The following is a 23,985-nucleotide window of genomic DNA, read 5'->3' as shown; positions in this document are numbered from 1 at the left end:
TTTCCAAGATTGCATCGAGGCTGTTATGAACTTTGGTTCACCACAGACCATAGTTTAGGGTATGAGACCTCGCAAATCCTACAGCGGTTTACCTCGGGATGGCATACAGCCCTGAATAGTTAATCCAGCCGCGTATGTCTTTCGTTGTGATGTGGTCGAGGGCGTCGGCGATCGCCTGATACAGGGCCGGGGTGGTCCTGGCGGCGGTCCGATGCAGGCGGGACTTGAGCTTCGACCACATCTGCTCGATCGGGTTGTAGTCGTGGCCGCACGGCGGTAGCCGGACCTCCTTCGCCCCCGCCTTCTCGACGGCCGCCTCGGCCGCCTGGGCGTCATGGACGCGGAGGTTGTCGCTCACCACCAGGTCTCCGGGGTGTAGGTGGGGTGTCAGCACGTCCTCGACGTAAGCCCGAAACGCCGGCTCGTCCATCGCGCCGGGGAACGCCAGCGAGCCGCGAAGGCCGTCGAGGCCCATCGCCGAGACGACCGTCGTCGTCGAACACGACCCGGGGGCCGAGCCTTCGACTCGACGCCCCTTCGGGGCCCAGCCGCGGGTCGGCGTCATCGTCGTGTCGACGCCGGTTTCGTCCAGGAAGATCAGCCGTCGGACGGCGATCCGCTCGACCTTGCGACGGAACCTCCGGCGGGCCTCCTTGACGTCGGGGCGGTCGCGTTCGTTGGCGTGGAGGCTCTTCTTCTTGCGCGTCCACCGGGCCCGCCGCAGCATCCGCCAGATGGTCACGAGCGTGCAGGCGAAGCCCCCCATGTCCTTGAGCTGCTGGAGCGTGGCGTCGGGATGCCTGCGGGCCAGGTCGAACAGCCGGATGCGTTCGTCGATGGAGAGCTTGAACCCGGCCTCGCCGCCGTGCGACTTGGGCTCCAGCCCGCCGTTGCGCCGCCGATGCTGCAAGAGCCGCACGACGAACGACAAGCTGGCCTCGAAGCGTCGAGCGCCCTCGCGTTGCGAGATCTCGCCCCGATCCACCGCGTCCACCACCCGCTGCCGCAGGTCCGACGAATAGGGTCGCCTGGCCGTCCCCCGCGCCGTCGCGTCACGTGATCCAGGCTCTATTGCCATCATTCGCGTCTGCCAACCGGTAGTAAACCGCTGTATCCCAGCAACGTCACCGACGTGGAGTGGGCGTTCGTCGCGCCCTACCTGTCCCTCCTGCCCGAGGACGCCGGCCAGCGGGTCTACCGCCTGCGGGACGTCTTCGACGCCCTCCGCTGGATCGTCCGCAACGGGGCCCCTGGCGCTACCTGCCCGGCGACTTCCCCCCTGGGAGATGGTCTACCAGCAGACCCAGCGATAGCTGGACGCCGGCTGCTTCGAGGCGATCGTCCACGACCTCCGCGTCCTGCTCCGACTCTCCGAGAGGCGGGACGCCGATCCGTCGGCGGCCGTGCTCGACTCCCGCACGCTGCGATCGAGCGTCGAGAACGGCGCCCGAGCCGGCTACGACGGCTACAAGCGCAAGCGGAGGTCGAAGGTGCACATGGCGGTCGACCCGCTCGGGCATCTCCCGGCCTTGCACGTCGCGCCGGCCTCCGAACAGGACCGGGCCCACGTCGGCCGTCTCTGCGAGGCCGTGCAGGAGGCGACCGGCGAGTCGGTCTCGCTCGCGTAAGTCGACCAGGGCTACGCCGGCGACGACGCCGAGGCCGACGCGGCGAGCGAGGGGACCCACCTGGAGGTCGTCAAGCTCCCCGAGGCGAAGAAGGGCTTCGTGCTGCTACCTCGGCGCTGGGTGGTGGAGCGTTCCTTCGGCTGGGCGTCGCGGTTCCGCCGCCTGGCGAAGGACTACGAGAGGCTGCAGACCGTGCTCGCCGGATTGCACTACGTCGCATTCGGGCTGCCCATGCTTAAGAAGGCCGAACCCATACTGCCGCACATATCATAACACGCTCTAATGCTACTCCGTTAGCTTGGTTTTGTGGCGGGCCTGTCAGGGCCGGCAGTATGCGCAGTCGTCCCGGCTGATGGGGGCCAGCAGCCGTTGGAGGGCGCGGCGGATCGCCGGCAGCGTGATCACGGCCGCTCCGCGCCCCCCTTTTTGCCCGGCCGGGATCGCCCCCGGCGGGCTCGACGGCGTTCCAGGGTCAGGAAGCCTCGCCGCGACCGGCCTTCGTGGTGGTCCAGCCCGAGTTCCTCCTTCATCTGCTGGCAGCCCAACTCCACCGGCCAGCGGCTCCGCCAGAGCCGCACGGCCTGCAGCCGGCTCGTGTCCGATGGGAGGTTGCTGAACGCGTACTTCAGCGCTCCGTCGGCCTGCTCTTCGATCAGGAGCCAGATCGGCCCGGCGCCGGCGCATTCGCCGGTCGCCCAGCCGGAGGCCGCCACACCCGCAGGCAGGCGAGACGGCCGGCCATTGTTGCAGGGCCTGGTCGGGGTCGGCGACGGCCAGGCCTTGGGGGAGGACGGCCTCTCGGGCCATCGGCTCGACGCCCTAGCGGTCGGCGTCCCGGAGCAATCCGCGGAGGTAGACGCCGCACCAGGCGGCCTGGCGGGGCCGGTTGAAGTCGTCGCGGAAGTCCGCGGCATAGGCGGCGAGTCGGTCGAGCACGTCGGGGGCGAGTTCGGGGGTGTAGGTCCGGTCCATGCCACCTGTACGAACCAGGCCTCCCGGCCGTTCGTAAGATCTAATGGATTAGCACTAGTTGGACTGTCACCGATTCAACGAAGTCTCACCTGATCAACTGGTATCCGGTGGCGGCCGACGCGGCGGGAAGCCGCCGGTGACCTCGTGCCAGTGATAGATCCGCGCCGCCTCCTTCCGCCACAGGACGCGCGACACTTCCGCGGCGATCCGCTCGGGGCCGGGCGACGGGTCGCGCAGCAGTCGCGTGAAGACCTCGCGCACTTGCGGCACCGTCACGGCGCGGGTTTTCCCCCCCGACCCGCCGCCGCTCGCAGCACAGGAACCAGAGCGCCAGCAGCGACAGCGTGACGTGGTGGTGCCAGCCCACCCAGCCCCGCACCTCGTACTGCGCCAGCCCGACCTCCCCCTTGGCCGCCTCGAAGACCTCCTCGATCTTGTGCCTCGCGAACCGGGCGCGGACCAACTCCTCGAGCGGGACGTCGGTCGCGGCGTCGCTCAGGGCATAGTGGATCTCCGGCTCGGCCTCGACCGTCCGCATCACCACCAGCCGCTCCTCCGGCCCCAGCCGGTGCTCCAGCCTCGTCCGCACGCGCACCGCCATCGCGTCGACCGAGATCGGGCCCTTCTCGCCGGGGCGGATCGTCAGCCGCACCCAGCGACCCGCCGGCTGCCCGGAGGCCCACGCGTCGACGCGACGGAAGGGGACCGCCCGGGGGCGGCCGTGGCCGGGGCGGCGGCTCGGGGGACGGGGGCACTCCAGGTCGCGGACGACGGTGTCGCTCGGCACGTCCAGGACGTATTGCTCGCCGCGGCCGCGGAGCCAGGCGCGGAACTGAGCCGGGCGGCCGAACTCGTCGTCGCCGACGACCCAGGCGTGCGGCAGCCCCGGCCCGCTCCGCTCGACCAGTTCGGCGGCGATCCGCCAGCCCTCGCGGAACTCGATCCCCTCGGGGACGTGGCACTTGGCCCGCCGGGCGGCGTCGCCGGCCCAGTCCTTCGGCAGATACAGCCGGCGGTCCAGCGGGGCGTAGCCGCGGGCCGCGGCGTAGGCCAGGAAGATCCCGCGCTGGCAGTTCTCCTGCTTGCCCAGCCGTCCGCACCACTGGCGGCCCACGCCGCAGGAATCGGCCCCGGACTTCGGAAAGGTGGTGGCGTCGATCACGAGGACGGCCCGGTCTTCGCCCAAGTCCTCGGCGACGTGGCGGCGGAGCTCGGCCATGACCGCCTCGTCGTCCCAACGGCCGGCCCCGACCAGGAACTGGATCGGCTTGCGGTGGACTCCGGCCTCCACCGCGATCGGCTCGCAGGTCTTGCGCTGCAGCCCGCCGAGCAGCCCGCGGATGACGAGCGTGGCGTTGGCCCGCTGCTCGGCGCGGCGGAACCGCGGCAGGTAGCGCCCGAGGAACGCGGCGAGCCGGCCCTCGCAGCCCCGGACGGCCTCCGGGGTCAGGACGGCGTCGGCCAGGAGCACCTGGGCGTCGGGGTGGTCGAGGAGCGACATGGCGATCCCTCCCGTCGAAGTCCTTCGGCCCTCAACTTAACTCATGGCACGGACAAGCACTACTGGAATCGGTGACAGTCCAACTAGTTTTGCAGTGCGAAATGGATGTCATTACCGCGATGGCACTTGCGTTTCGGCGGTCCGATTTCGTTCGGGGCGATCGGTTCGCCCCCCGGGCCCCGTCTCATCCCCTCGCCGCCCCCGCGACCTTCGTCAGGTTATGGGCCACGATCCCCCACCCGACCCATCGCCCGAAGCCACCCTCGCCCCGGTAGCGGCAGCGCTTCAACCTATAATCCCGCTTCAGCGCGTGGATCCGCCCCTCGATCCCGGCCCGGAACCGATACGCCTCGCGGAACCGACGCCCCTTCTCCTCCGCCCGCCGACCCGGCGGAGCCTTGCCGACATGCGGCAACGCCACGTGCGCGACGCCGGCCTCCTTCGCCAGCCGCTCGTTCTCCGCCGACGCCATCCCCCGGTCCGCCGCCAGCAGCCGTGGGGGCCGTCCGAACTTCCTCCGGTGATCCGCCAGGGCATCGGCCAGGTGCTCCTGGTCCTGCCCGCCGCCCGTCTCCAGGACCTTGTAGCCGACGATGAGCCCGCCCTCGACCTCGTCGAGCCGGAGCTTGCGGCCGAACTTCGCCGGCTGGCCCGCCTTGAACCGCGGGATCACCTGGGTGTGCGGCTCGAACAGCGAGACCAACTTCTCGCCGGAGGGCACCGGGTCGTCCTTCAGGACCCGACGCTCGGCCTGGCCGACGGCCTGCTTGAGCCGCGGCAGGACTTCCGCGAGCCGCCCGGCCAGCCGCCGCCCCGCCGGGTCGTCGCCGCGCCCCCGCAAGGCTTCCAGCACCCGCTCGCCTTGGGTGCCGGTGCGCTTCGCCACGGCGACGAGCCGGCCGTAGGCCGCCTTCAACGCCTCCCGCCCCTGGTCGCCCTTGCGGCGGGCGATGCGGTGCAACTGCTGCGACAGCGTGCGGACAGTGCGGACCCGGCTGCGGAACGCCTCCTTCAGCCCCGAGGCGGCCGCGCCGAGGGCGGCCCGAGCCCTACGGAGCAGCCGCGAGACGACCCGCACCCCGTCGCCGACCAGGCCGCTGTCGGTGGGGAAGTGGATCTTCTCTCGACCGCCGCGGTGTCGACGCGGAGCTTGCGGCCGCGCGTCACCTTCAGCGACCGGGCGAGCTGGACCACCCGGTCGTTGAGCGCCGCGAGCGTCTCCGGCCCCATGGTGTTGGCCCAGCGGATCAGCGTGGTGTCGTCGGGGACCCTCTCCAGGTAGACCCGGCAGAACTGCCGCAGCACCAGGCTGTCGTTGACGAAGTACTCGGCCTTCGCATAGCTCCAGCCGTAGAGCCTCATCACGACGAGCATGCGGAGGATGACCTCCACCGGCGTGGCGGGACGGCCGCGGGACCGCGAGCGCGGCGAGTGGCGGGCCATGGCGTCATGGTTGGCCTCGACGATTTGGTCATCGTCGAGGAGGCGGTCGAGTTGCTCGAGCTGGGGCTCGAAGCGGAGGCCGAATTGGGGCACCATGGCGAAGAGGTCTGCCCGGTTATATCGATTCCTGAGCATGGCTCCGGCGTACCATCGGTCCGATCGGAGGGGTTCCTGAGCACGCCCCCAGCATACAAAAGCCTTGAAACAGGGCCATTTCGCACCGCAAACTAGCACTAAGGAGCGTGTCGGCGGCGGTTTGAATTTCGGCGTCGGCGGGGCCGGCCCGCAAGGTCGCGAGATTCTCCCCGGCCAGATTCTCGCAGCACCACGCCCGGCGCTGGTCGGCGTGGCTGGGCTGGCGATTCGTCGCGTCGGAGCGGTTCGCTAACTTGGCCTTCGATCGTCTCCACGCCCAAGCCTCGTTCAGGATGTAGGTCGAGAGGAAGGCGTGGAAGGCCCCGACGCTCGCTTGGATGGACCGGACCTATCGCTCGCTCCGACGACCTCCTTCACCTACCGTAATGTGATCTCCAGACCGAAGCGGTCGGCGATCGTGGTGAGGACGTCGGCGGCTGTGGATGGCGGGTTGGTGCAGAAGTAGGCTCGTCGACGAGCACGACTCGAATCAGGTCGCCGGGAAGGTCATGTGACATTTGACCTCGGCAATGTCATACAGCTGGGAAGAGCTGCGAGACCAGCCTCGCCTCTCGCCGGCCCGCTTGGCCAGGTCGACGACGCCCTCGCCGTAGACGTGCGGCCGGCCGCGCTTGCCAGCCAGCCTGAGGCCGGGGCCGGCCCGCAGCACCGCATCCCTTGCCGAGCCGGCTGACGACCGCTCCCGGTCCGGCAGGGCGTGCCCCCTGCGGCTGGTGCACGCCGGGGAGACGCCGACCTGGCGATTTTCGACCCGACAGGACGTGCCGGAGCATCGCTGCTGGACGCCGGCGGAATTCGTCCCCTTTTTGGGAACATAGACTCGTCGACGATCAAGACGCCCTCTGGGTCGCCTACGCGCTCGCGGGCGTACGAGCCCGGATCGTCGCGGACTTGATCGGCGTGCCGGTCGGCCCGACCGAGGAGGTGCCAGACGTCGTGGGGTGAGGCATCGCCGGCTTGCTCGGCGAGACCGCGGAGCTGTTCGACGACCCGACGCTGCGGCGGCGAGTTTCTCGGCCTTCTCGCGGACGTCATCGGCCGTCGGCGCTGCGGGCCTGACTCGGCCACCATGAGAGGAGACTTTACACGGCGATCACTTCGATCGCAGCAGTAGTATCAGGCACGCGCTCGCGACCGACGAAGCGCGACGGCGAGCTTCGGGGCTGTGGCGACCGCGAGGATCAGGACGAGCAAGTACACGCCCGCGGCGAACCAATACGGTGCCGAGAGAGAGACTCGGTCGAGCAGGACGTTGCCCAAGAGGTAACTAGCGATCCGCGCGAGCGTCTGGATCGAGGTCAGAGCGCCAAACACGCCACCCTGTTCGCTCGCGGGAGTGATCCGTGAGAGCAGGCCGGTGATCGACGGGGCCAGCAGGCCGGAGCCTAACGCGACCAGCACGATCGCGACTGCTAGTGGGAGGACGGACGCCCCCGATAGAGCCGCCGCGACTGCGAAGCCCAGGCCGGCCAGCCCTCCGCCCACAAGGATCAGTTTGACCTCCCCGTAACGAGGGACAAGCGACCGTATCAGGCCCCCCTGAACGATCGCCGAGACCAGGCCTGTCGCCGCGAACGCGAATGCCGCGGCTTTCGTCGACCATCCCATCCGGCGCTGAAGAAAGACGGCGAAGGTCCCTTCGAGCGAGGCCCAGGCCAGGATCGAGAGGAAAGCGATGGCCGTCAACGCCCCCACCCCCTCCAGCCGGAAGACGTCGACCAGCCCTTGACGCGTCAACACCCGCGCGGGCGGCTTCGGCACTAACCCCCCGACCGGGAGGCTCTCGGGGAGCTTCGCGACGACCAGGATCAACGCCAGCGTCGAGAAGGCCGCCGCGGCCAGGAACGGCGCACGCAGGCTCCAGTCGGGCGAGAGAGGCAGTTCGAGCAACAGGCCGCCGAGAAGAGGCCCTAGCACGAACCCCAGGCCGAACGCCATGCCGATCATCCCCATCCCCCGGGCGCGGTCCTCGGGGCGGGTGACGTCGGCGACATAGGCTTGGGCGACCATGACGTTGCCGCCAGAGGTCCCGTCGAGCATGCGGCCCAGGAGCAGCGTCGGGAAGTCGCGAGCCAGTCCCAGTATGACGAACGAAAGCGCCGTGCCCGCCTGGCTGAAGACCAGGAGCGGGCGTCGGCCGTAGCGGTCGCTGAGCCTCCCCAGGATCGGGCCGGCGACGAGTTGGCAGATCGGAAAGGCCGCGAACAACATCCCCACGCGCCAGCCTTCGAGCTGATATCGCTCGCCCAGCGGCCCCAGCAACGGCATCACCAGCGAGAAACCCAGCAGGTCGATGAGGACGATCAGGATCACCAGGTGCAACGGCGACCGCGGGCGTGAGGAGACCACGCCGGCCTCCGCCTCCGGAAACGCATCTCCGCCCAATTCCAGGTCGGATTCGGTCGGCGACGTGGTCACGCCCGGGCCTCCGCAGCCGTCCGCGGTCTGGGCTCGCGATGATCCTTGCGCATCCGGTCGGCCTGATTCTTCATCTCGGCGAGGAGCCGATGGTGCGAGACGACGCCGGCGTACTCGATGACGAAAGCCACGGCGTTGAACCCCAGCGCGAAGCCCGCGGCGGCCAGGTGCCATGATCCGTAGCGCCCGCCTCGGGTGTCGGCCGCAGCCCCCAGCCAGGCCGCCGCCGCGACCGCCGCCACGGCCCCCATTATGAACCTCGACGCCCGCCCTTTGTTCCGCGAGGCCTGGGCCACGAGCCAGTCCGGCAGCCCGTATACGCGCGACACCTCCTTGGCCCACTTCACCGTCGCCATGAAATACGTGTAGACGATGGAATGAATCCCCAACACCAGCACGACGGTCCCCAACGAGACCAGCAGATGAACTCCACGCCAGGCCGCGCCGCCCGCGCGCGGCTCGACCGTCGCGGGGAAGCCCGTCGCGAACGCCGCCAGCAGTAAAGAAGCCCCCGTAACAGCCAGGACCAAGTAAGAACGAATCATCGAGCCTCGACCGATCGAGCGAGAGACGGAATCCGATCCTCTTCAGAGTAAGGAAAGACCGACCGATCCCGCAACCGACGGCCGGAGGGAAGCGGCCACAGCCCGGCGCGCTCCGCGTCGGATTCCGGCTCGTCGCGACATCCGGCTCCGCCCGAACATCTCTTCTGCGCGGGATCCGGCATCAGGATTGCCTGAGCGGATAGCCATGAGCGCTAACACCCTCGAAGAGCCGTCGAACGCCACCCGCGATCATGCGGCCCTCGCCGCCAGGGCGGCGGGGCTCCGGTACGTGAGCGACGCCAAGCCCGGCCTCGGGCGCAGGCGGTCCGGAAAGGCTTTTCGATACGTGGATGCCGTTGGAAAGGCAGTGCGGGACGAGGCGACGCTCGGACGGATCAAGTCCTTGGCGATCCCACCGGCATGGACCGACGTCTGGATCTGCTCGTCGGCTCAGGGTCACGTCCAGGCCACCGGTCGCGACGACAAGGGGAGGAAGCAGTACCGCTATCACCCCCGTTGGCGTCGCGTCCGCGACGACGCCAAGTACGGCCGCATGGCCCTCTTCGGCCAGGCCCTGCCGCGCATCCGCGAGGCGACGGACGCCGACCTGCGGCTCGCCGGCATGCCCCGCCGCAAGGTGCTGGCGGCCGTCGTTCAACTCCTGGAGCTGTCGTTGATCCGCGTCGGAAACGAGGAGTACGCCAGGACGAACAAGTCGTTCGGCCTGACGACCATGCGCAGCAAGCACGTCGCCGTCGACGGTCCGACGATCGAGTTTCAGTTCAAGGGCAAGAGCGGCGTACGCCACAAGATCTCGATCAAAGACCGCCGCCTCGCCCGTATCGTCGCCCGTTGCCAGGAGCTTCCGGGACAGGAGCTGTTCACCTACGTCGACGACGATGGTGAGGTCCAGCACGTCGATTCGGGCGACGTCAACGAGTACCTGCGCGAAGTCTCCGGCGAGGACTTCACCGCCAAGGACTTCCGCACCTGGGCCGGGACGGTCCTGGCGTCGATCGCGCTCCAAGAATTCGAGACGTTCGACTCCGACGCCCAGGCCAAGCGAAACATCGTGCAGGCCGTCGAAAGAGTCGCCGAGCGCCTGGGGAACACGCCGAGCGTGTGCCGCAAGTGCTACGTCCACCCCGCCGTGCTCGACGCCTACCTCGACGGCTCCATGCTCGAAGCCCTCCGCGATCGGACCGACCGCGAGATGACCATGTCCCTCGGCGACCTCAAGCCCGAGGAGGCCGCCGTCCTCGCCCTCGTCCAGAACCGCCTCGCCCGCGAGGACGAGCCTCGCAAGGGACGACGTGGCGGGGGCTGAACCTGCCGGCGAATTCCGCCCGCCCCTCGTAGGTCAATAGCTCGCGCTCATGGCCTTTACCCCCGCAACCACGGGACTTCTCACACGCATCTCCCTTAATGCATACAACTTGCGGAACGTGAGCGGAAATCTCGATTCCGCCGACTTGAGCGGATTTGGACGCCAAGACAAGGGCTCTGACGGGAGTTTAGTGACAAGTTTGGTGACGACGCGGCACGGGTCCGCATCTGCCTTCACCGGCCGTGCGTCCTAAGACATCTGTTTCGCCCCCATGCGGATCGTCGTGACGGGCGACCGGGCCTGGTACCCCCCATCTTTACTGATGGCGCCTTCTGGGCCGACTCGTCACGTGTCAACGGCGTCGTTCGCGATCGCGCATGGCGACGACACGAGCATCACCGAGTCGATGACCGAGGCTGCTCCGAGTTGGGGATGTACACTGTCGGCCTACGCGCTTCGGTGGAGCGAGTTCGACCACCCTGTCGCTGGGCTACCGGAGGCGGCCGTACGACCACAATCTGGGCACCCATAGAGACGCCGACGCGGTCGCAGGGCAGGGCGGCCATTGCATGATACTCCACCGTGACAGGGCGGCGAGGGAGGGTTGTAAGACTTGCGCGCGCGGGGCGATCGCGGCGGGTATCCCGTCCGACTTCGTCGACGACCAGATGGGCGACTCGGCGAGCATTCGCGGGGGGGAATCAGACTCCGACGGACTATGGCGGCGGGCCCCGGCATGGTAAACAGCACTGGATGATGGAGCCAGCCCGCGAAGGTCTCGGCGGTGACGTGGCCGAGGGAGTCGGCCAGGAGGTGATAAAATGCCGGTGTCGTCCTGGCGCGCCACAGGCCTTCGGCCACATCTCCTCGATCGGTCCGTACGAGGGACTGCAGGGGGGCGGCCGCAACTCCCTCGACCGCCGCCAGGTGGAGGCCAGCTCGAATCCTCATGCGCGGAAGGGAAGGCGGGGGAGGGCCGAGGCTCCGGCACCCGTAACGGCGGTGCGGTTAGGATGGAGCCTCATCGGGGACGTGCACACGCGGCCCGCCGGGTTGTACAAAGGAGGAGATCATGAAGGATCCGCGGCCCGGCCCCGAGGGCGGAGAGGCCACCGCCCGCAAGCGGGCGGCCTACGCCGGCGACGTCGACGCGGTTTGGAACGAGCTCGTGTCGCGCGACGTGTCGCTCTTCGGACTCGAGGATGCCTTCGAACAACTGGGCCGCGCGATCGAGGTCCGCTGCGGCGGGGATCCGGCGCGGTTCGCGGCCGAGACCTTCGCGAGGATGATCTCATTTACGACTTATATGATGATGAGATGTTCCTTTTACATCAACACTCGAATCTCCGGCGCAGCCCGGTCGAGGCGGCAGTTCGGCCCCAGCGAGCCTCCGCAGGACGTGTCCGAGAGCTTGCTGCCCCGGCTCCTGGACATCCAGGAACACGTCGCCGGCCTGCTGGAGGCTCAGGCGCGCGTCGCCCGGCTTTGGACGCTGGCCGACGCCAAACGCGACGAGAACGCCCGGGCCGCGAGGCGTTACGGAGAGGCTCCGGCCGCCGACCCGCCGGAGGCGGCGTTGGACCACCGCGAGAGGCCTGACGTCGCGCCCGTCGACCGGAGCCCCCCCTACTGGCTGGGCGGCGGGCTGCGGCGCGGGGAAGACCGGGGCGATGGCTGAGGCTTACCCGAAGGCTGGCATCGTCGGACTGGAGGCCCGCTGGGACGCGATCCGTGCAAAGCTGGAGGCCGCCTCGCCGTCGCTCCTCGCCCAGGGGACCCTGGTCGATAAGAAGGCCCGCGGCCGTCGCGACTGGGCGGTCCGATACCTGGTCGAGGAGGGCGGGCGATGCGTCCACAAGTCGATATACGTCGGCGGCGACAAAGCGTCCGAGCTGATCGAAAGGGTCAGGCGCCTGCTGGAGTGGCATCGCGTCCAGGGGAAGTGGGCCAGTGAGGTGGAGGCCCACGCCCAGCTCACCGCCCGGGCCGGCGGGGTCCTCCGACGCATGGAGGTCGGGCGACGGAGGTCTCGATGAACGTCGTCCTCGACGAAGCGGTGGGCGAGCCCGATCCTGTTGTGCGTCGCTTGGAGGTCCCGCGTAGGGCAAGGGACGGGACGTACTCGCAAGAAATCTCGGCCTCCGGGATTCAAGGAAGCGGCGACAAGGGATCGACGAGTCTGAGTGGGCCTTGCCGATCGACGCGCACGCGCCGCCCGATTCCGCAGTCGACTCGGAGGGCTTGCTCGAGGAGTTCCAGCAGCTAGCCATCGGCCGCCGTGAGTCGCTCGCGGTGGTCCGGACGGCGCAGGGACGGCTGCGTCGCCGCCGTCGATTCGGTCGTCTCGCGTCCGCTATTCGAAGAATGATCCGTGCCGCCCCGACGCCGGTCGAGACGCCCGCTCCTGCTTGCGAGCCCTCCCGGCCGCTACCTGGCTATTGGACGGATCGCCCCCAGCCGACCGCAAGTCTCGTCCAGGCGGCGAGCCGCACGCTCCCCACCCCGTGAGCGATGGCGAGGTGGACCGGCCTGTCTCGGAGTTGTCGAACTCGACTCGGCTTTCTGCCGGGACATCGCAGACGCTCTTCGTCTCGACGACGACGAGTACGTGATCGAATCGCATGCCCCGTTCGGAGGCGGGCCTCTCGCCGGCCCGTCTCGTCGACTTCGCCGGAGCGCCGACGGACGTTCACGGGCGCCTCCGCGTCGACCGCGCCGAGGGCGTTGACCGACGCAACACCGCAGGTCGACATTCCATACCGTGCGCGGGCGAGAGGGCGCAGGCGGTGCCCGACCACGTCGGGCCGGACGATGGGAGCCGCGAAGACCTGACTGATCAGCGGCTCGGGTCGCCGCACCCGAGGGGCTCGCCGCGGCCCCGGGCGATGTCCGCACCGGCGTCGAAGGCTTCGGCGGGCTCGAGCCGAACGAGTTCACCCCGCAGATGCCCCGGTCGTCGGCCGCGCCGGCGAAGCCGGCCTCAGGTGCGACGGGTCGCTCGACCGCGGCCGCGACGAATTCCAGGAGATCTGATTCAACCTCGCCACCAGCTCGGCGATGAGGGCGTCCACTCCCGCGATCCGTGACTCCTGGGCGGCGATCGCAGTCGGGACGACCTGGACCTCCGACGAGGTCACCTCCTGAATGCTCCCCTGCCGCCTCATGATTCGATGATCCTCAGCCCGATCCGGGTCGAACCCCGACTCTCGAAGGATTGCTCCCCGGCGGGCTCGCCGGCCCTCCCGGCGGCGTCGCGACCCTCGACCCGAAGGTGGGGTCGAAGAAGACTCGGACGAGTTCGGGGTCGAGCCCGCCGGCGGCGGCGTTCTCCGTCATCACCGCCCGGCACTGTTCGTGGGGCATGGCCGGCCGGTACGGCCGCTCGCTCGCCAGCGCGTCGTACACGTCGGCCACCGACAGGATGCGGACCAGCAAGGGGATCGCGCCGCCGGCGATGCCGTCCGGATAGCCCCCGCCGTCCATCCGTTCGTGGTGCCAGCGGATCAAGGAGATGACGTCCCGGGCGGAGCGGAGGGGCTCGACGATCTTCGCGCCGTCTTCGGGATGCCGCCTGGCGACCTCGAACTCTTCGGGCGTCAGAGGCTCGGGCTTGTTGAGGATGGAGTCGGGCATGCTGAGCTTGCCGATGTCGTGCAGGGCCGCGCCGCGACGGAGCACGTCGATCTCGGGCTCGCCCAGCGCCAGCTTCGCCGCGAGCGAGAGGGCGTGCCGGGTCACTCGGCCCGAATGCCCATGGGTGAACGGGGATTTCGCCTCGATCGCGCGGGCCAGGGCGAACACGACGGATTCGGCCGAGTCCAGCGCGTCCACCAGGTCCTTCTGGCGCAGCAGGGAGCGGCAGCGGGCGACGACTTCCAGGGACTGGAACGGCTTGGTCAAGAACTCGTCGGCCCCGAGGTCCCAGGCCCGCATGCGGTCGTCGATCGCGGAGCCGGTCAACATCAGGATTGGGATCAGGCGAGTCTCCGGGCTGCTCTTGAGCCGCTCGCAGACCTCGAATCCGCCCACCCGAGGCAGGTTGACGTCCAGGATCACCAGGTCGGGTCGGCGTTCGGCCACGCGATCCATCGCCGCCTGGCCGTCGCCGGCCACGACGACCCGTTGGCCCTTCGCCTCCAGCACCAGACGGAGGAGCTGGGTGATCGCGGGCTCGTCGTCCACGATCAAGATGAGCCCGAGTCCCGGTCCACTTCCGTTCATCCGCCGTCTCCTCCCACGGATCGCGCACCCTCTGCGCCGTCCCGGTCGAGCACCGCGCGGACCTTGAACGCCAGGGCGATCGGGGTGAACGGCTTCTGGAGGAAATCCGCCCCCTCCCGCAGCACCCCGTGGCGGATCACCGCATCGTCTGTGTACCCGGATACGTATAGCACCCGGATCCCGGGACGTCGCTCGGCCATCCGCTCGGCGACGGCCCGCCCTCCCGATCCGGGCATGACGACGTCGGTGACCAGGAGATCGATCGGCCCGTCGTATCCGGCGGCCACCCGCACGGCGTCGTCGCCGTCGCTCGCCTCCAGCACGCGGTAGCCGCATTGCGCAAGGACGTAGCGGGTCAGGGACCGCACGGCGGCCTCGTCCTCGGCGAGCAAGACCGTCTCCGTCCCGGGCGGAGGAGGCAGGATCGGGGATGGTGATTTCGGGCCAGTGGACGCCGGCTCGACCCGGGGGAGATAGACCTTGAACGTCGTGCCGACCCCGACCTCGCTGTACACCGCGACGTGGCCGCCGCTCTGCTTGACGATCCCGTACACGGTGGCCAGCCCGAGCCCGGTCCCCTTGCCAGGCTCCTTGGTCGTGAAGAACGGCTCGAAGACCTTCGCCATCAGCTCCGGCGGGATCCCGCTCCCCGTGTCCGCCACGCTCAGGAGGACGTGAGGGCCGGCGCGGGCGGCCCCGTGCGTGCGGACGTACGCCTCGTCCAGCTCGACGTTCCGGGTCTCGATCGTCAGCCGGCCGCCCTCGGGCATCGCGTCCCGCGCGTTCACCGCCAGGTTCAAGAGCACCTGCTCGACCTGCCCCGGGTCGGCGCGGACCGGCCGGGGCTCGGAGCCCAAGGCGGCCGTCAGCCGGACGTCCTCGCCGATCAGCCGCCGGAGCATCTTTTCGGTGTCCGTCACCACCTCGTTCAGGTCGATCACCCGCGTGGCCAGGACCTGCTGGCGGCTGAACGCCAGCAGCTGGCGGGTGAGGCCGGCCGATCGCTCCCCGGCCTTGTAGATCTCGGCGACCAGGTTCCGGGACGGGTCGCCTTGGGGGAGGCTCTGCAGGAGGAGGTCGCTGTAGCCGTTGATGATGGTGAGGAGGTTGTTGAAGTCGTGGGCGACGCCCGCGGCGAGCTGCCCGAACGCGTCCATCTTCTGGGCCTGCTGGAACTGCTCCTCCAGGCTCTTGCGTTCGGTGACGTCCGCCCAGGAGCCGACGACTTCCAGGGGGCGTCCGGTCGCGTCGCGGACGAGCCGCAAGTCGGCGCGCATCCACCGGTAACCCCCGTCGCCGTGCCGGAAGCGGTATTCCTGGTCGTTCCGCCCCCGCAAGAACAACTCGCCGTGCAGATCGGCGAGGATCCTCCCCCGATCTTCCGGGTGGATGTTCTCCGCCCACCAGCCCGGCCTCATGGCGGCGTCCGGTCGATAGCCGAGCACCTCCAGCAGGCTCTCGCTGATCCACGTGAACTCCTGGATTCGGTCGCCGGCGACCGACGAGGTGAAGAGGATGGCGGGGCTGGAGGCCACGACGTGCTCCAGCCGTTGCGTCGCCCGTCGGAACCGCTCCTCCAGGACGCGCCGAGTCGTCACTTCCACCGAGACCCCGACGAAGTGGATCAAACGGCCGGCCGCGTCCCGGACCGGGGATATTGACAGCTCGTTCCAGAAGGATGAGCCGTCCTTGCGATAGTTCAACAGCTCGACGGTGCAGGGCTCGCCGCCGCGGATCGCTTCCCGGAGCCGGTCGACCGCGGCCGGATCGGTGTCCTCGCCCTGGAGGAACCGGCAGTTGCGGCCGAGGACCTCCTCCGAGTCGTACCCCGTCAGGCGCTCGAATCCGGGGCTGACGTAGATGATCGGGTCGTCGGGCCGGTCGGCGTCGGCGATCACGATCCCCTGGCCGACCGCCCTGATCGCCCGGTCCCTCAGCCGGAGGTCCGCCTCGGCTCGCTGCTGGTCGGTCACGTCGGTGTGGATGCCGACCCATTCCCGGATCCCCCCGCCGGGGTCCATGATCGGCACCCCGCGGACGTTCATCTGGCGATACACGCCGTCGGCCCGGCGGAGTCGGTGCGCGACCTGATATACGGTCCGTTCCGCAACCGCCGTGCTCCAAGCGTGGGCGGTCGCCTCCCGGTCGTCCGCGTGGACGGCGTCCAGCCACCCCCAGCCCCGGTATTCTGCGAATGCTTGCCCTGTAAAATCCCCCCACGCCTGCTCCGTCTCGATCTCCCCGGACGCCGGGGTGTTCCAGACGATGGCGGTGGTGGCCGCGATCAACGTCCGGTATCGGCTTTCGCTCGCCTGGAGCGCCGTCTCGGCGTCCTTCCGCGTGGTGATCTCGCGAGCCACGCCCAGGTGGCTCATCGACTCGAGGCCGCCGTCGGCGATCAGGCTGCTTCGATACTCGACCCAGATCCGCGAGCCGTCCTTGCGGTAGTCCTCGTATTCTCCCTGGAACTCGCCTTGAAGTCCCACGGCCCGGAGGCGATCGCGGGCGGACTCGCGGGGCGGCCCCTCGGGGACGCGGTCGAGCACCGATCTCCCGACCAATTCCCCGGCGGTCCACCCGTACAGCCGCGTCGCCCCGTCGTTCCAGTAGGTCACGAGGCCGTCCGAGTCGGTCACGACGACCGAGTCGCGGACGCCGGCCAGGATCTGGGCGTCGCGCGCCTGCCGTTCCTCGGCCCGCTTGCGCACCGTCTGATCGATCGCGAACGCGACCCCCCGGGCCGCCCCGTCGAGGCCGGCGGCCCCGAGCAGGATCGGCACCCGACCGCCGTCCTTGCGGATGTATTCCTTCTCGTAAGGGACGCACCGGCCCGTCATGGCGATCTCGGCGAGGGCGTTCAGGTCCCCGTCGCGAGCCTCCGGCGGGCTCATCTCGACCCAGGACAGGAGGCCCGCGCGCATCTCGTCGCGTGTATAGCCGACGAGTTTCAGGAAGGCGTCGTTGGCGTCGTACACCCGGCCCCCCTCCTCCCAGAAGAAGGTGGCCAGCATGCCCGAATCGACGACCGCGCGGAATCGGGCCTCGCTCGCCCGCATCGCCGCCTCGGCCGCCTTCCTCGCCGTGACGTCTTGAGCGATCCACGAGTACCCGAGCGGTCGGCCGTCGAGGTCCCGGAGGTGGGAACCGGTGACCGCCACCTCGACCCGCGTGCCGTCCTTGCGGAGCCGCACCGTCTCGAAGTGCTCGAGCCGTTCGCCTTTCTGCAGCCGATCCATGATCTGGGAAGCCTCCTCCCGTCCCTCGGGGGGGACGATGAGGGAGATGTGGCGGCCGACCGCCTCCGCCGCCGTCCACCCGTAGAGCCGTTCGGCGGCCGGGTTCCACGACGTGATGAGGCCGTCGATCGACTTGGAGAGGATGGCGTCGCCGGAGGACTCCACGACGCTGGCCAGGAGCGAGGCGGCCCGCTCCGCCCGTCGGCGCGCCCGGCGGTTCTCGACCTCGCGCACCTCCCGGTCGATCGTCGCGGAGAGCCGGACGAGGTTGCCCTTGAGCAGGTAGTCGGCGGCCCCCGCCCGCATCATCTCGACCGCCCTCTGCTCGCCGATGGTCCCCGAAACCACGACGAAAGGAAGGTCCGGATCCGCCTCCCGGCAGAGGGCCAGGGCCTCGACCGCCCCGAAGCCGGGCAGGGAATAGTCCGAGAGGACCACGTCCCACGGCGCCGTCGCCAGCGCGGCTCCCATCTCGCCGGCCGACTCCACCCGCATCCACACCGGGGCGATCTCGCCTCGGGAGAGCTCGTGCATCATCACCTCGGCGTCGTCCGCCGAGTCCTCGACGATCAGGATCCGCGGGGCGGCGGTCATGGGCCTTCGCCGCCGGCGGTCGGCACCTCGTTTAGGACGAGCCAGTACATCTGGAGTTGATGGACGGTCTCGGCGAAGCGGGGGAAGTCCACCGGCTTGCGGACGTAGCTATTGGCCCCCCGGTCGTAGCTGGCGAGCAGGTCCTGCTCCTCCTTCGAGGAGGTCAGCACGACCACGGGAAGCCTCCGAGTCCTCGGGTCGGCGCGCAGGCGCCTGAGGACTTCCAGGCCGTCCACCTTCGGCAGCTTCAGGTCCAGCAGGACCACCTGGGGCAACTCCTTCGCGTCCTTGCCCTCGTGGGCTGCGGTGCCGAAGAAGTAGTCCAGGGCCTCCTGGCCGTCGCGGACGACGACCATCGCGCTGGCGATGCGGCTCCGCTCGAAGGCGAGCACGGCCAGCTCCTCGTCGTCCTGGTTGTCCTCCACCAGCAGGATGATCTTCCCGTTCACGGCGTCTCCTCCAGGGGCAGGGTGAAGTGAAAGGTCGCCCCTCGCCCCGGCCGGCCCTCGGCCCAGACCTGCCCGCAGTGGCGGTGGACGACCCGCTGGACGGTGGCCAGGCCGATGCCGTTCCCGGGGAACTCCTTCTCCCCGTGCAGCCGCTGGAAGGCCCCGAACAGCTTGGGGGCGTGGGCCATGTCGAAGCCGGCCCCGTCGTCCCGCACGAAGAACGCGGGGGCCCCCTGGTGCTCCTCCCGGCCGACCGTGACGGCCGCGGACTCGTTCTTGGAGGTGAACTTCCAGGCGTTGCCCAGCAGGTTCTCCAGGGCGACCCGCAGCAGCGAGCCGTCGCCCACGGCGGACAGGCCCGCCTCGATGACGAGGGCGACGCGCCGGTCGGGTTCTCGGCCCTGCAGCTCGGCCGCCACCGCCTCCGCCAGGGCCGTCAGGTCCACCCGCTCTCGCTTCATCTCGCCGCGGTTGAGCCGGGACAGCTGCAGCATGTCGTCGATCAACTGCCCCATCCGCTGGGTGCCCGACCTCAGCCGCCGGAGGTAGTGCCGCCCGCGGTCGTCGAGCCGGTCGGCATAGCTCCTCAGCAGCTCGTCGCTGAAGCCGTCGAGGGCGCGCAGCGGGGCGCGCAGGTCGTGGCTCACCGAGTAGGAGAACGCCTCCAGCTCCCGATTGGCCGCCTGAAGCTGCTCCGTCCGCTCCCCGACGCGGTCCTCCAGCTCCCTGTTGAGCCGTTGCAGCTCCTCGCGGGCGCGGGCGGTCACGTCCTCGATCGCCAGCAAGACCCACGGCGTGCCGTCGTCGTGGACGCGGTGGGCGTCGAGCAGCACGACCTTGACGCCGACGTGCGAGAATTCGAGTTCGACCTCGTAGTCCTGGAAGGCTTCGCCGGCCCGGTCGACCGCGTCCAGCAAGGCCCTCAGGCACGAGTCGCCCCACCGGCCGCCCCCCAATTCATGCAAGAGCCGGCCTTCCGTCTCGTCCCTGGTCACGCCGAAAGTGCGGTAGAACGCGGCGTTGGCCTTGCGGATCTGCAGGTCTCGGTCCAGGACGAGGAGCGGGTGTCGGACGGTCTCGACGATGCCCTGGGCGAAGCGGTGCATGCGAAGGGGCTCTCTTTACTCGGCAGAGGATCTCTCAGAGAGCCTAGTTCTACTGTAACCGATTCCCTCGTGACTCTTGGCTCGGCCTCCACTACGATCGAACGCCGTGGCGAATCTGCGGCACGCTTGGGGGACCCCGATGTCACTCCTGGATCATCCGGACGCGAAGGCTCTGCTGGCCGACGCCGTAGTCACTGCCGAGGCCATCACGGGTCAGACCGACCGCCTGACGGCCTTTCTCCAGCGCTACTTGCCCCGGTTCTACCGCGTCGAGCAGCGGGCCACCGCCGCCCTGGTCATCCGTGCCCGGCTCGGCGGCCTCGAACGCAAGACCTCCGAGCCCATCGCCATCCAGGCCGGCCTGCCCCGCAAGCCGATCCAGTTCTTTGTTGGCGCCGGCAAGTGGGATGATGAGGCTGTCATGGCCGAACTGCGTCAGCACGTCCGCGAGGAATTGGCCGACCCCGACGGCGTCGTGATCGTCGACCCCAGTGCCTTCCCCAAGAAAGGGGCAGAGTCCTGCGGCGTCGATCGCCAGTGGTGCGGCCGACTCGGCAAGGTAGACAACTGCCAGGTCGGTGTCTTCCTGGCTTACACCACAGATGCCGGCTACGCCCCGCTCGATCGCCGGCTCTATCTGCCCCGAGAGTGGGCCGACGACGAGGCCCGACGCGAGAAGTGCCACGTCCCCGAGGAGATCAAGTTCCAGGAAACCTGGCGGATCGCCCTGGACCTGCTCGACCGGAGCCTGCCCGGTCTGCCCCACGCCTGGATCACAGGCGATGACGAATTGGGTCGGGCCTCCGAGTTCCGGGCCGCGTTACGTCAGCGTGGTGAACGCTATGTTTTGGACGTGCCGTGCAACACCTCGGTGCGCGACCTCCAGCGGCGACGCCCGCCCCGCAAGAAGGCCGGCGTCGGCCGCCGACGCGAGGTGCCGTTCGTACGGGCCGATGCCTGGGCGGCACGACAGTCGGTATCACGCTGGGAGCGGATCACGGTCCGCGACGGCGAGAAGGGACCGCTGAAAGTCGATGCGCTGAGCGTGCGGGTGCGAACCAAGCAGGACGGACGTGTTGGACCGGAGGAGCGCCTGGTGGTGATCCGCCCGGTCGGCGAGTCGCGGATCGACTATGCCCTGAGCAACGCCGGCCCCGAGATTCCTCTGGCCGAGGTGGTGCGAGCCCAGCGGCAACGGCACCGGATCGAGGAGGTGTTCGGCGCCGGCAAGGGGGAGGTCGGGCTGGATCACTACGAGATGCGGAGTTGGGTGGGCTGGCACCATCACATGACGCTGTCGCTGGTGGCGCTCTGGTTTCTGTGCTTGGAGCGACGGCAGGTGGGGGGGGGAAACCCCAGCGATGACCGTGCGGCAGACGCGGCACATCCTGACCCGGCTGCTCGGCAGCCGGCCACCCAGTCCGGAGGAGGTCGCGGCGGAGGTCAGCCGCGTGCTGCGGCGTAACGAGGAGACGAGGATCTACCACTGGCACAAGGCCACCGGGGGATTTCCCCCGCGACGTCTGGTGTCCAACACAAGTTAGAGGCAAGTGGCATGTCCACCGACTTCTCCGATCTGCGGGATGCCATCCACCGAGTCTGGCCCGACACCGCCTTGGAGACTCTGTCTGCCGAAGAAGTGGCGTCGATCGGGCGTGAGCACCTCGGCATTCCCGAGCACTATACGGCCTTCCTGCGGCTCATCGGTTGGGGGAGTCTGGGTCCCGGGGCCTTCATGTTCTACAGCGGCCCGGTTGCCGCCGAGGAGGTCTTCGGCCCAGCCCCGGCGTTGAGTGGAGTCTGGCTCGTTGGAGACGACTTCGCCGGCTGGTGCCTCGGCATGGATTCACGTGCCGGTTGGAGTCTGGTAGGGGTCGATGACCACCGTCATGGGCCACTTCCCGAGGCGTCGCCGGACATCGCCACATTTGTCGCAGATCGTCTCGCGGCAGAGGCCGACACCTGATTGGGTGGTGCAGCGAACCCCGCCGCGTTACAGGTCGTGGGCAGGTCGGTGACGGCCGGTGTCTGCTGATCTTGGTCGCTCGGCTCTGTCGGACGGAGCTTCGCAAAATACGGTGGCCTTGAACGGTAACAGTAGAACTAGGACGCGGAAAGTCTTCGTCGCGCGAGAATCGCGACGCGGCCCCGTCCTACCCGGATCGCATGGGCGGGGCGCCGCCCGTTCGGGCCAGCCAGGCGGGGACCTCGCACGCGGGGAGCGGACGCCCCAGGAGGAACCCCTGGGCCAGGTCGCAGCCCCACGACGTCAGCAGGTCCAGGGTTTCCCGGCTCTCGACCCCCTCGGCCACGACGCGATGCCCGAGGTTGTGCCCCAGCTCGATCACCGATCGCACGATGCAGGCGTCCCGCTCGTTGGCCGCCATGTCCCGCACGAACGAGCGGTCCACCTTCACCTCGTCCACCGGCAGCTCCTTCAGGTAGCCCAGCGAGGAATATCCCGTGCCGAAGTCGTCGATCGAGACGAGCACGCCCGCCCGGTGGAGCCGGGCCAGGGTCGACTTCGCGCGGGCCGGGTCGGCCATCATAGCCCCCTCGGTCACCTCGACGGTCAGGCGTCGCGGCGGGACCTCCGCCTCGTCCATCAGGCGGTCGATCGTCCCGACCAGCAGGTCGTCCTGGAGGTTCTCGGGCGACAGGTTCACCGACACGCCCAGGTCGATCCCCCCGAGGGACCAGGCGCGGCGCTGGTGCAGGGCCTCGCGCAACGCCCAGAGCCCCAGCGGGCGGATCAGGCCTGTCTGTTCGGCCATCGGGATGAATTCGCCGGGGCCGAGCAGGCCGTCGCGCGGGTGCTGCCACCGTACGAGCGCCTCCATCCCCACCGGCCGCATCGTCCCGAGGTCGAAGGTCGGCTGATAGTGGAGGCGGAGCTGGCCGTCGTCGATCGCGCGGCGAAGCTCGACGACGAGCCCAAGGCGCCTGGGGCAGTGATGGTCCCGGCCGCTCGAGTAGACGGAGCTTCCGGCCCCGGCCCGCTTCGCCGAATACATCGCCACGTCCGCGTGCTTCAGGAGCGTCTCGGCGTCCAGGCCGTGCTCGGGGTGGATGGCGATCCCGATGCTGGCCCGCACGTCGAAGGGCCGTCCCTCCACGACGATCGGCCTCGCCAGCACCCCCTGGATCCCGGCGGCGGCCTCGCGCGCCCTCCTCTCGTCCGCCCCGGGCAGGAGGATCCCGAACTCGTCGCCCCCCAGGCGGGCCAGCACGTCGGAGCCTCGGACCACCTCCGCCAGCCGAAGGCTGAACCGCTCGAGGACGGCGTCCCCGCAATGGTGCCCGAACGTGTCGTTGATCTCCTTGAATCGGTCCAGGTCGAGCAGGAGCAGGGAGAACGGGCTCATCCCCTCGCCGGGGAGGCCGATGTGGCGCTCCAGCTCGTCGCGGAGCAAGGTCCGGTTGGGCAGGCCCGTCAGGGCGTCGTGCGAGGCCTGATGGGCGAGTTTCTCCTCGGCCCGCACCCGCTCGGTCACGTCCCGAGAGGAGCAGCGGACTTCCAGGAAGGCGCCGGTGTCCGGGTCGAGGATCGCCTGGGTGGAGCCCTCGATCCAGAGGTATCGGCCGTCCTTGTGCCGGAGCCGGCACGATTGGAGCTGGGCCCCGGGCGAGGCCCGGAGCGCCTCGCCCGAGCGGGCGACCGCGGCGAGGTCGTCGGGATGGATCAGCTCGTAGATCGGCCGGCCGATCAACTCCTCGGGCGAATAGCCCAGCAGGTGGCGGCAGGCGGGGGTGACGTCGAGGAAGACCCCGAGGGCGTCGAACCTCGAGATCATGTCGGTCGCGTTCTCCGACTGGAGCCTGTAGCACTGCTCGCTCAGGAGCAGGGCCTTCTCCGCCCGCGCCAGCCGCTCCTCGAGCGACAGGAGGTCGATCTCCTTCGTCGCGGACTCGGCCAGGTCCACCAGGACGGCCAGCCGGCATCCGTCCCGGGATCCGCGAGGCCCGTCGACCGTGCACAAGACGCCGAGGCGGCGGCCTCGGCCGTCGACCAGGGGGACGCCTACGCAGGCGACGCGGGTCGGCCCGGGCCCGGGCGGCCCCCCGGCCGGCCGCGGATCGAGCCGGGCGGCGTCGATGATCGAGGGCGCGCCGGCCCTGAAGATCCGCCGGCAGAGGCCGCGATCGAAGCGCCCTCGGCCGGCCTCGGCCCACGACGTCCGCCGCGGGCCCTTGCGGAGGAGCCGGTCGCCCTCGACCAGCCAGATCAGCACCGTCGAAGACTTCAGCAGGGCGGCGGCGAGCCGGGCCAGCCGGTCGAATGCGGGCGTGTGCAGCGTCGCGGGCGCGGCGGGCCGACGCCCGATCAACGGCCGGGACGAGCCCCCGGATCGGCGAGAAGCGTCGACCATGTGCCACTCCGGAGCCGGC

Annotated in this window: 16 protein-coding genes and 3 pseudogenes; 6 read left to right on the top strand and 13 right to left on the bottom strand. The window is 69.5% G+C overall.

What is annotated here, in order from left to right; genetic code table 11:
• Nucleotides 1-88: 88 nt before the first annotated feature.
• Nucleotides 89-1,078 (bottom strand): IS630 family transposase, encoded by a 990-nt coding sequence (locus PZE19_RS16975; protein WP_277861817.1) that lies wholly within the window; start codon nt 1,076-1,078, stop codon nt 89-91.
• Nucleotides 1,079-1,087: 9 nt separating this feature from the next.
• Here PZE19_RS16975 and PZE19_RS16970 point away from each other — a divergent pair.
• Nucleotides 1,088-1,901: pseudogene (locus tag PZE19_RS16970) on the top strand (IS5 family transposase).
• A gap of 128 nt (nt 1,902-2,029) precedes the next feature.
• Here PZE19_RS16970 and PZE19_RS16965 read toward each other — a convergent pair.
• The 6 genes and pseudogenes from PZE19_RS16965 to PZE19_RS16935 all read right to left on the bottom strand — a co-directional run.
• Nucleotides 2,030-2,370: pseudogene (locus PZE19_RS16965) on the bottom strand (IS701 family transposase); the annotation flags it as partial.
• Nucleotides 2,371-2,447: 77 nt separating this feature from the next.
• The gene (locus PZE19_RS16960) at nt 2,448-2,600 is read right to left on the bottom strand and encodes a hypothetical protein (RefSeq protein WP_277861815.1); all 153 of its coding nucleotides are present in this window, start codon (nt 2,598-2,600) and stop codon (nt 2,448-2,450) included.
• 85 nt (nt 2,601-2,685) lie between these two features.
• Nucleotides 2,686-4,101 (bottom strand): IS701 family transposase, encoded by a 1,416-nt coding sequence (locus PZE19_RS16955; protein ID WP_277861814.1) that lies wholly within the window; start codon nt 4,099-4,101, stop codon nt 2,686-2,688.
• A gap of 184 nt (nt 4,102-4,285) precedes the next feature.
• Nucleotides 4,286-5,679, bottom strand: a pseudogene (locus tag PZE19_RS16950) (ISNCY family transposase).
• A 1,137-nt stretch (nt 5,680-6,816) separates the two neighbouring features.
• Entirely contained in the window at nt 6,817-8,118 is a 1,302-nt protein-coding gene (locus tag PZE19_RS16940; protein ID WP_277861813.1) for an MFS transporter, read from the bottom strand.
• Entirely contained in the window at nt 8,115-8,663 is a 549-nt protein-coding gene (locus tag PZE19_RS16935) for a hypothetical protein (protein WP_277861812.1), read from the bottom strand. Before PZE19_RS16935 ends, PZE19_RS16940 begins: the two co-directional genes overlap by 4 nt.
• Nucleotides 8,664-8,868: 205 nt before the next feature.
• On the opposite strand from PZE19_RS16935, the gene PZE19_RS16930 reads away from it, so the two are divergent.
• From PZE19_RS16930 to PZE19_RS16920, 3 genes are all read left to right on the top strand, one after another.
• Nucleotides 8,869-9,990, top strand: coding sequence for a DNA topoisomerase IB (locus PZE19_RS16930; protein ID WP_368411301.1), 1,122 nt, complete (start codon nt 8,869-8,871; stop codon nt 9,988-9,990).
• 1,072 nt (nt 9,991-11,062) lie between these two features.
• A complete protein-coding gene (locus PZE19_RS16925) occupies nt 11,063-11,668 on the top strand; it encodes a hypothetical protein (RefSeq protein ID WP_277861810.1) in 606 nt (201 codons plus the stop codon).
• Nucleotides 11,661-12,026, top strand: a complete 366-nt coding sequence (locus tag PZE19_RS16920; RefSeq protein ID WP_277861809.1) for a hypothetical protein — start codon at nt 11,661-11,663, stop codon at nt 12,024-12,026. Before PZE19_RS16925 ends, PZE19_RS16920 begins: the two co-directional genes overlap by 8 nt.
• An 897-nt stretch (nt 12,027-12,923) precedes the next feature.
• Here the strand turns inward: PZE19_RS16920 and PZE19_RS16915 are convergent.
• Genes PZE19_RS16915 through PZE19_RS16895 form a run of 5 tightly spaced genes read right to left on the bottom strand, consistent with a single transcriptional unit; the run spans nt 12,924 to nt 19,596 of the window.
• Nucleotides 12,924-13,154, bottom strand: a complete 231-nt coding sequence (locus tag PZE19_RS16915; protein WP_277861808.1) for a DUF6444 domain-containing protein — start codon at nt 13,152-13,154, stop codon at nt 12,924-12,926.
• Nucleotides 13,155-13,167: 13 nt separating this feature from the next.
• Nucleotides 13,168-14,211 (bottom strand): HD-GYP domain-containing protein, encoded by a 1,044-nt coding sequence (locus PZE19_RS16910; protein WP_277861807.1) that lies wholly within the window; start codon nt 14,209-14,211, stop codon nt 13,168-13,170.
• Nucleotides 14,208-18,041: a PAS domain-containing hybrid sensor histidine kinase/response regulator gene (locus tag PZE19_RS16905; protein ID WP_277861806.1), complete on the bottom strand. Its 3,834-nt coding sequence runs from the start codon at nt 18,039-18,041 to the stop codon at nt 14,208-14,210. Before PZE19_RS16905 ends, PZE19_RS16910 begins: the two co-directional genes overlap by 4 nt.
• Nucleotides 18,038-18,490 carry a response regulator gene (locus tag PZE19_RS16900; protein WP_277861805.1) on the bottom strand — a complete coding sequence of 151 codons (453 nt, stop codon included), beginning with the start codon at nt 18,488-18,490 and terminating at the stop codon, nt 18,038-18,040. The genes PZE19_RS16905 and PZE19_RS16900 overlap by 4 nt, the downstream gene beginning before the upstream one ends.
• On the bottom strand, nt 18,487-19,596 hold the full coding sequence (locus PZE19_RS16895; protein WP_277861804.1) for a sensor histidine kinase: 1,110 nt from the start codon (nt 19,594-19,596) through the stop codon (nt 18,487-18,489). The genes PZE19_RS16900 and PZE19_RS16895 overlap by 4 nt, the downstream gene beginning before the upstream one ends.
• Before the next feature lie 139 nt (nt 19,597-19,735).
• On the opposite strand from PZE19_RS16895, the gene PZE19_RS16890 reads away from it, so the two are divergent.
• Both PZE19_RS16890 and PZE19_RS16885 read left to right on the top strand, forming a co-directional pair.
• The gene (locus PZE19_RS16890) at nt 19,736-21,061 is read left to right on the top strand and encodes an IS701 family transposase (RefSeq protein ID WP_277861803.1); all 1,326 of its coding nucleotides are present in this window, start codon (nt 19,736-19,738) and stop codon (nt 21,059-21,061) included.
• A 90-nt stretch (nt 21,062-21,151) separates the two neighbouring features.
• Complete coding sequence (locus tag PZE19_RS16885) at nt 21,152-21,562, top strand: hypothetical protein (RefSeq protein WP_277861802.1); 411 nt, start codon at nt 21,152-21,154, stop codon at nt 21,560-21,562.
• A gap of 187 nt (nt 21,563-21,749) precedes the next feature.
• Here the strand turns inward: PZE19_RS16885 and PZE19_RS16880 are convergent, their stop codons facing one another.
• Nucleotides 21,750-23,966, bottom strand: a complete 2,217-nt coding sequence (locus PZE19_RS16880; RefSeq protein WP_277861801.1) for a putative bifunctional diguanylate cyclase/phosphodiesterase — start codon at nt 23,964-23,966, stop codon at nt 21,750-21,752.
• Nucleotides 23,967-23,985 lie beyond the last annotated feature (19 nt).

The sequence above is a fragment of the Paludisphaera mucosa genome, assembly GCF_029589435.1.
In the GTDB taxonomy this organism is placed as follows: Bacteria; Planctomycetota; Planctomycetia; order Isosphaerales; family Isosphaeraceae; genus Paludisphaera; species Paludisphaera mucosa.
This window is presented reverse-complemented; position numbering and strand designations above follow the sequence as displayed.

Coding starts and splice junctions, on each gene's coding strand:
- PZE19_RS16975 (WP_277861817.1), bottom strand. CDS start 1,078: ATGGCAATAGAGCCTGGATCACGTGACGCGACGGCGCGGGGGACGGCC.
- PZE19_RS16960 (WP_277861815.1), bottom strand. CDS start 2,600: ATGGACCGGACCTACACCCCCGAACTCGCCCCCGACGTGCTCGACCGA.
- PZE19_RS16955 (WP_277861814.1), bottom strand. CDS start 4,101: ATGTCGCTCCTCGACCACCCCGACGCCCAGGTGCTCCTGGCCGACGCC.
- PZE19_RS16935 (WP_277861812.1), bottom strand. CDS start 8,663: ATGATTCGTTCTTACTTGGTCCTGGCTGTTACGGGGGCTTCTTTACTG.
- PZE19_RS16930 (WP_368411301.1), top strand. CDS start 8,869: ATGAGCGCTAACACCCTCGAAGAGCCGTCGAACGCCACCCGCGATCAT.
- PZE19_RS16925 (WP_277861810.1), top strand. CDS start 11,063: ATGAAGGATCCGCGGCCCGGCCCCGAGGGCGGAGAGGCCACCGCCCGC.
- PZE19_RS16920 (WP_277861809.1), top strand. CDS start 11,661: ATGGCTGAGGCTTACCCGAAGGCTGGCATCGTCGGACTGGAGGCCCGC.
- PZE19_RS16915 (WP_277861808.1), bottom strand. CDS start 13,154: ATGAGGCGGCAGGGGAGCATTCAGGAGGTGACCTCGTCGGAGGTCCAG.
- PZE19_RS16910 (WP_277861807.1), bottom strand. CDS start 14,211: ATGAACGGAAGTGGACCGGGACTCGGGCTCATCTTGATCGTGGACGAC.
- PZE19_RS16905 (WP_277861806.1), bottom strand. CDS start 18,041: ATGACCGCCGCCCCGCGGATCCTGATCGTCGAGGACTCGGCGGACGAC.
- PZE19_RS16895 (WP_277861804.1), bottom strand. CDS start 19,596: ATGCACCGCTTCGCCCAGGGCATCGTCGAGACCGTCCGACACCCGCTC.
- PZE19_RS16890 (WP_277861803.1), top strand. CDS start 19,736: ATGTCACTCCTGGATCATCCGGACGCGAAGGCTCTGCTGGCCGACGCC.
- PZE19_RS16885 (WP_277861802.1), top strand. CDS start 21,152: ATGTCCACCGACTTCTCCGATCTGCGGGATGCCATCCACCGAGTCTGG.
- PZE19_RS16880 (WP_277861801.1), bottom strand. CDS start 23,966: ATGGTCGACGCTTCTCGCCGATCCGGGGGCTCGTCCCGGCCGTTGATC.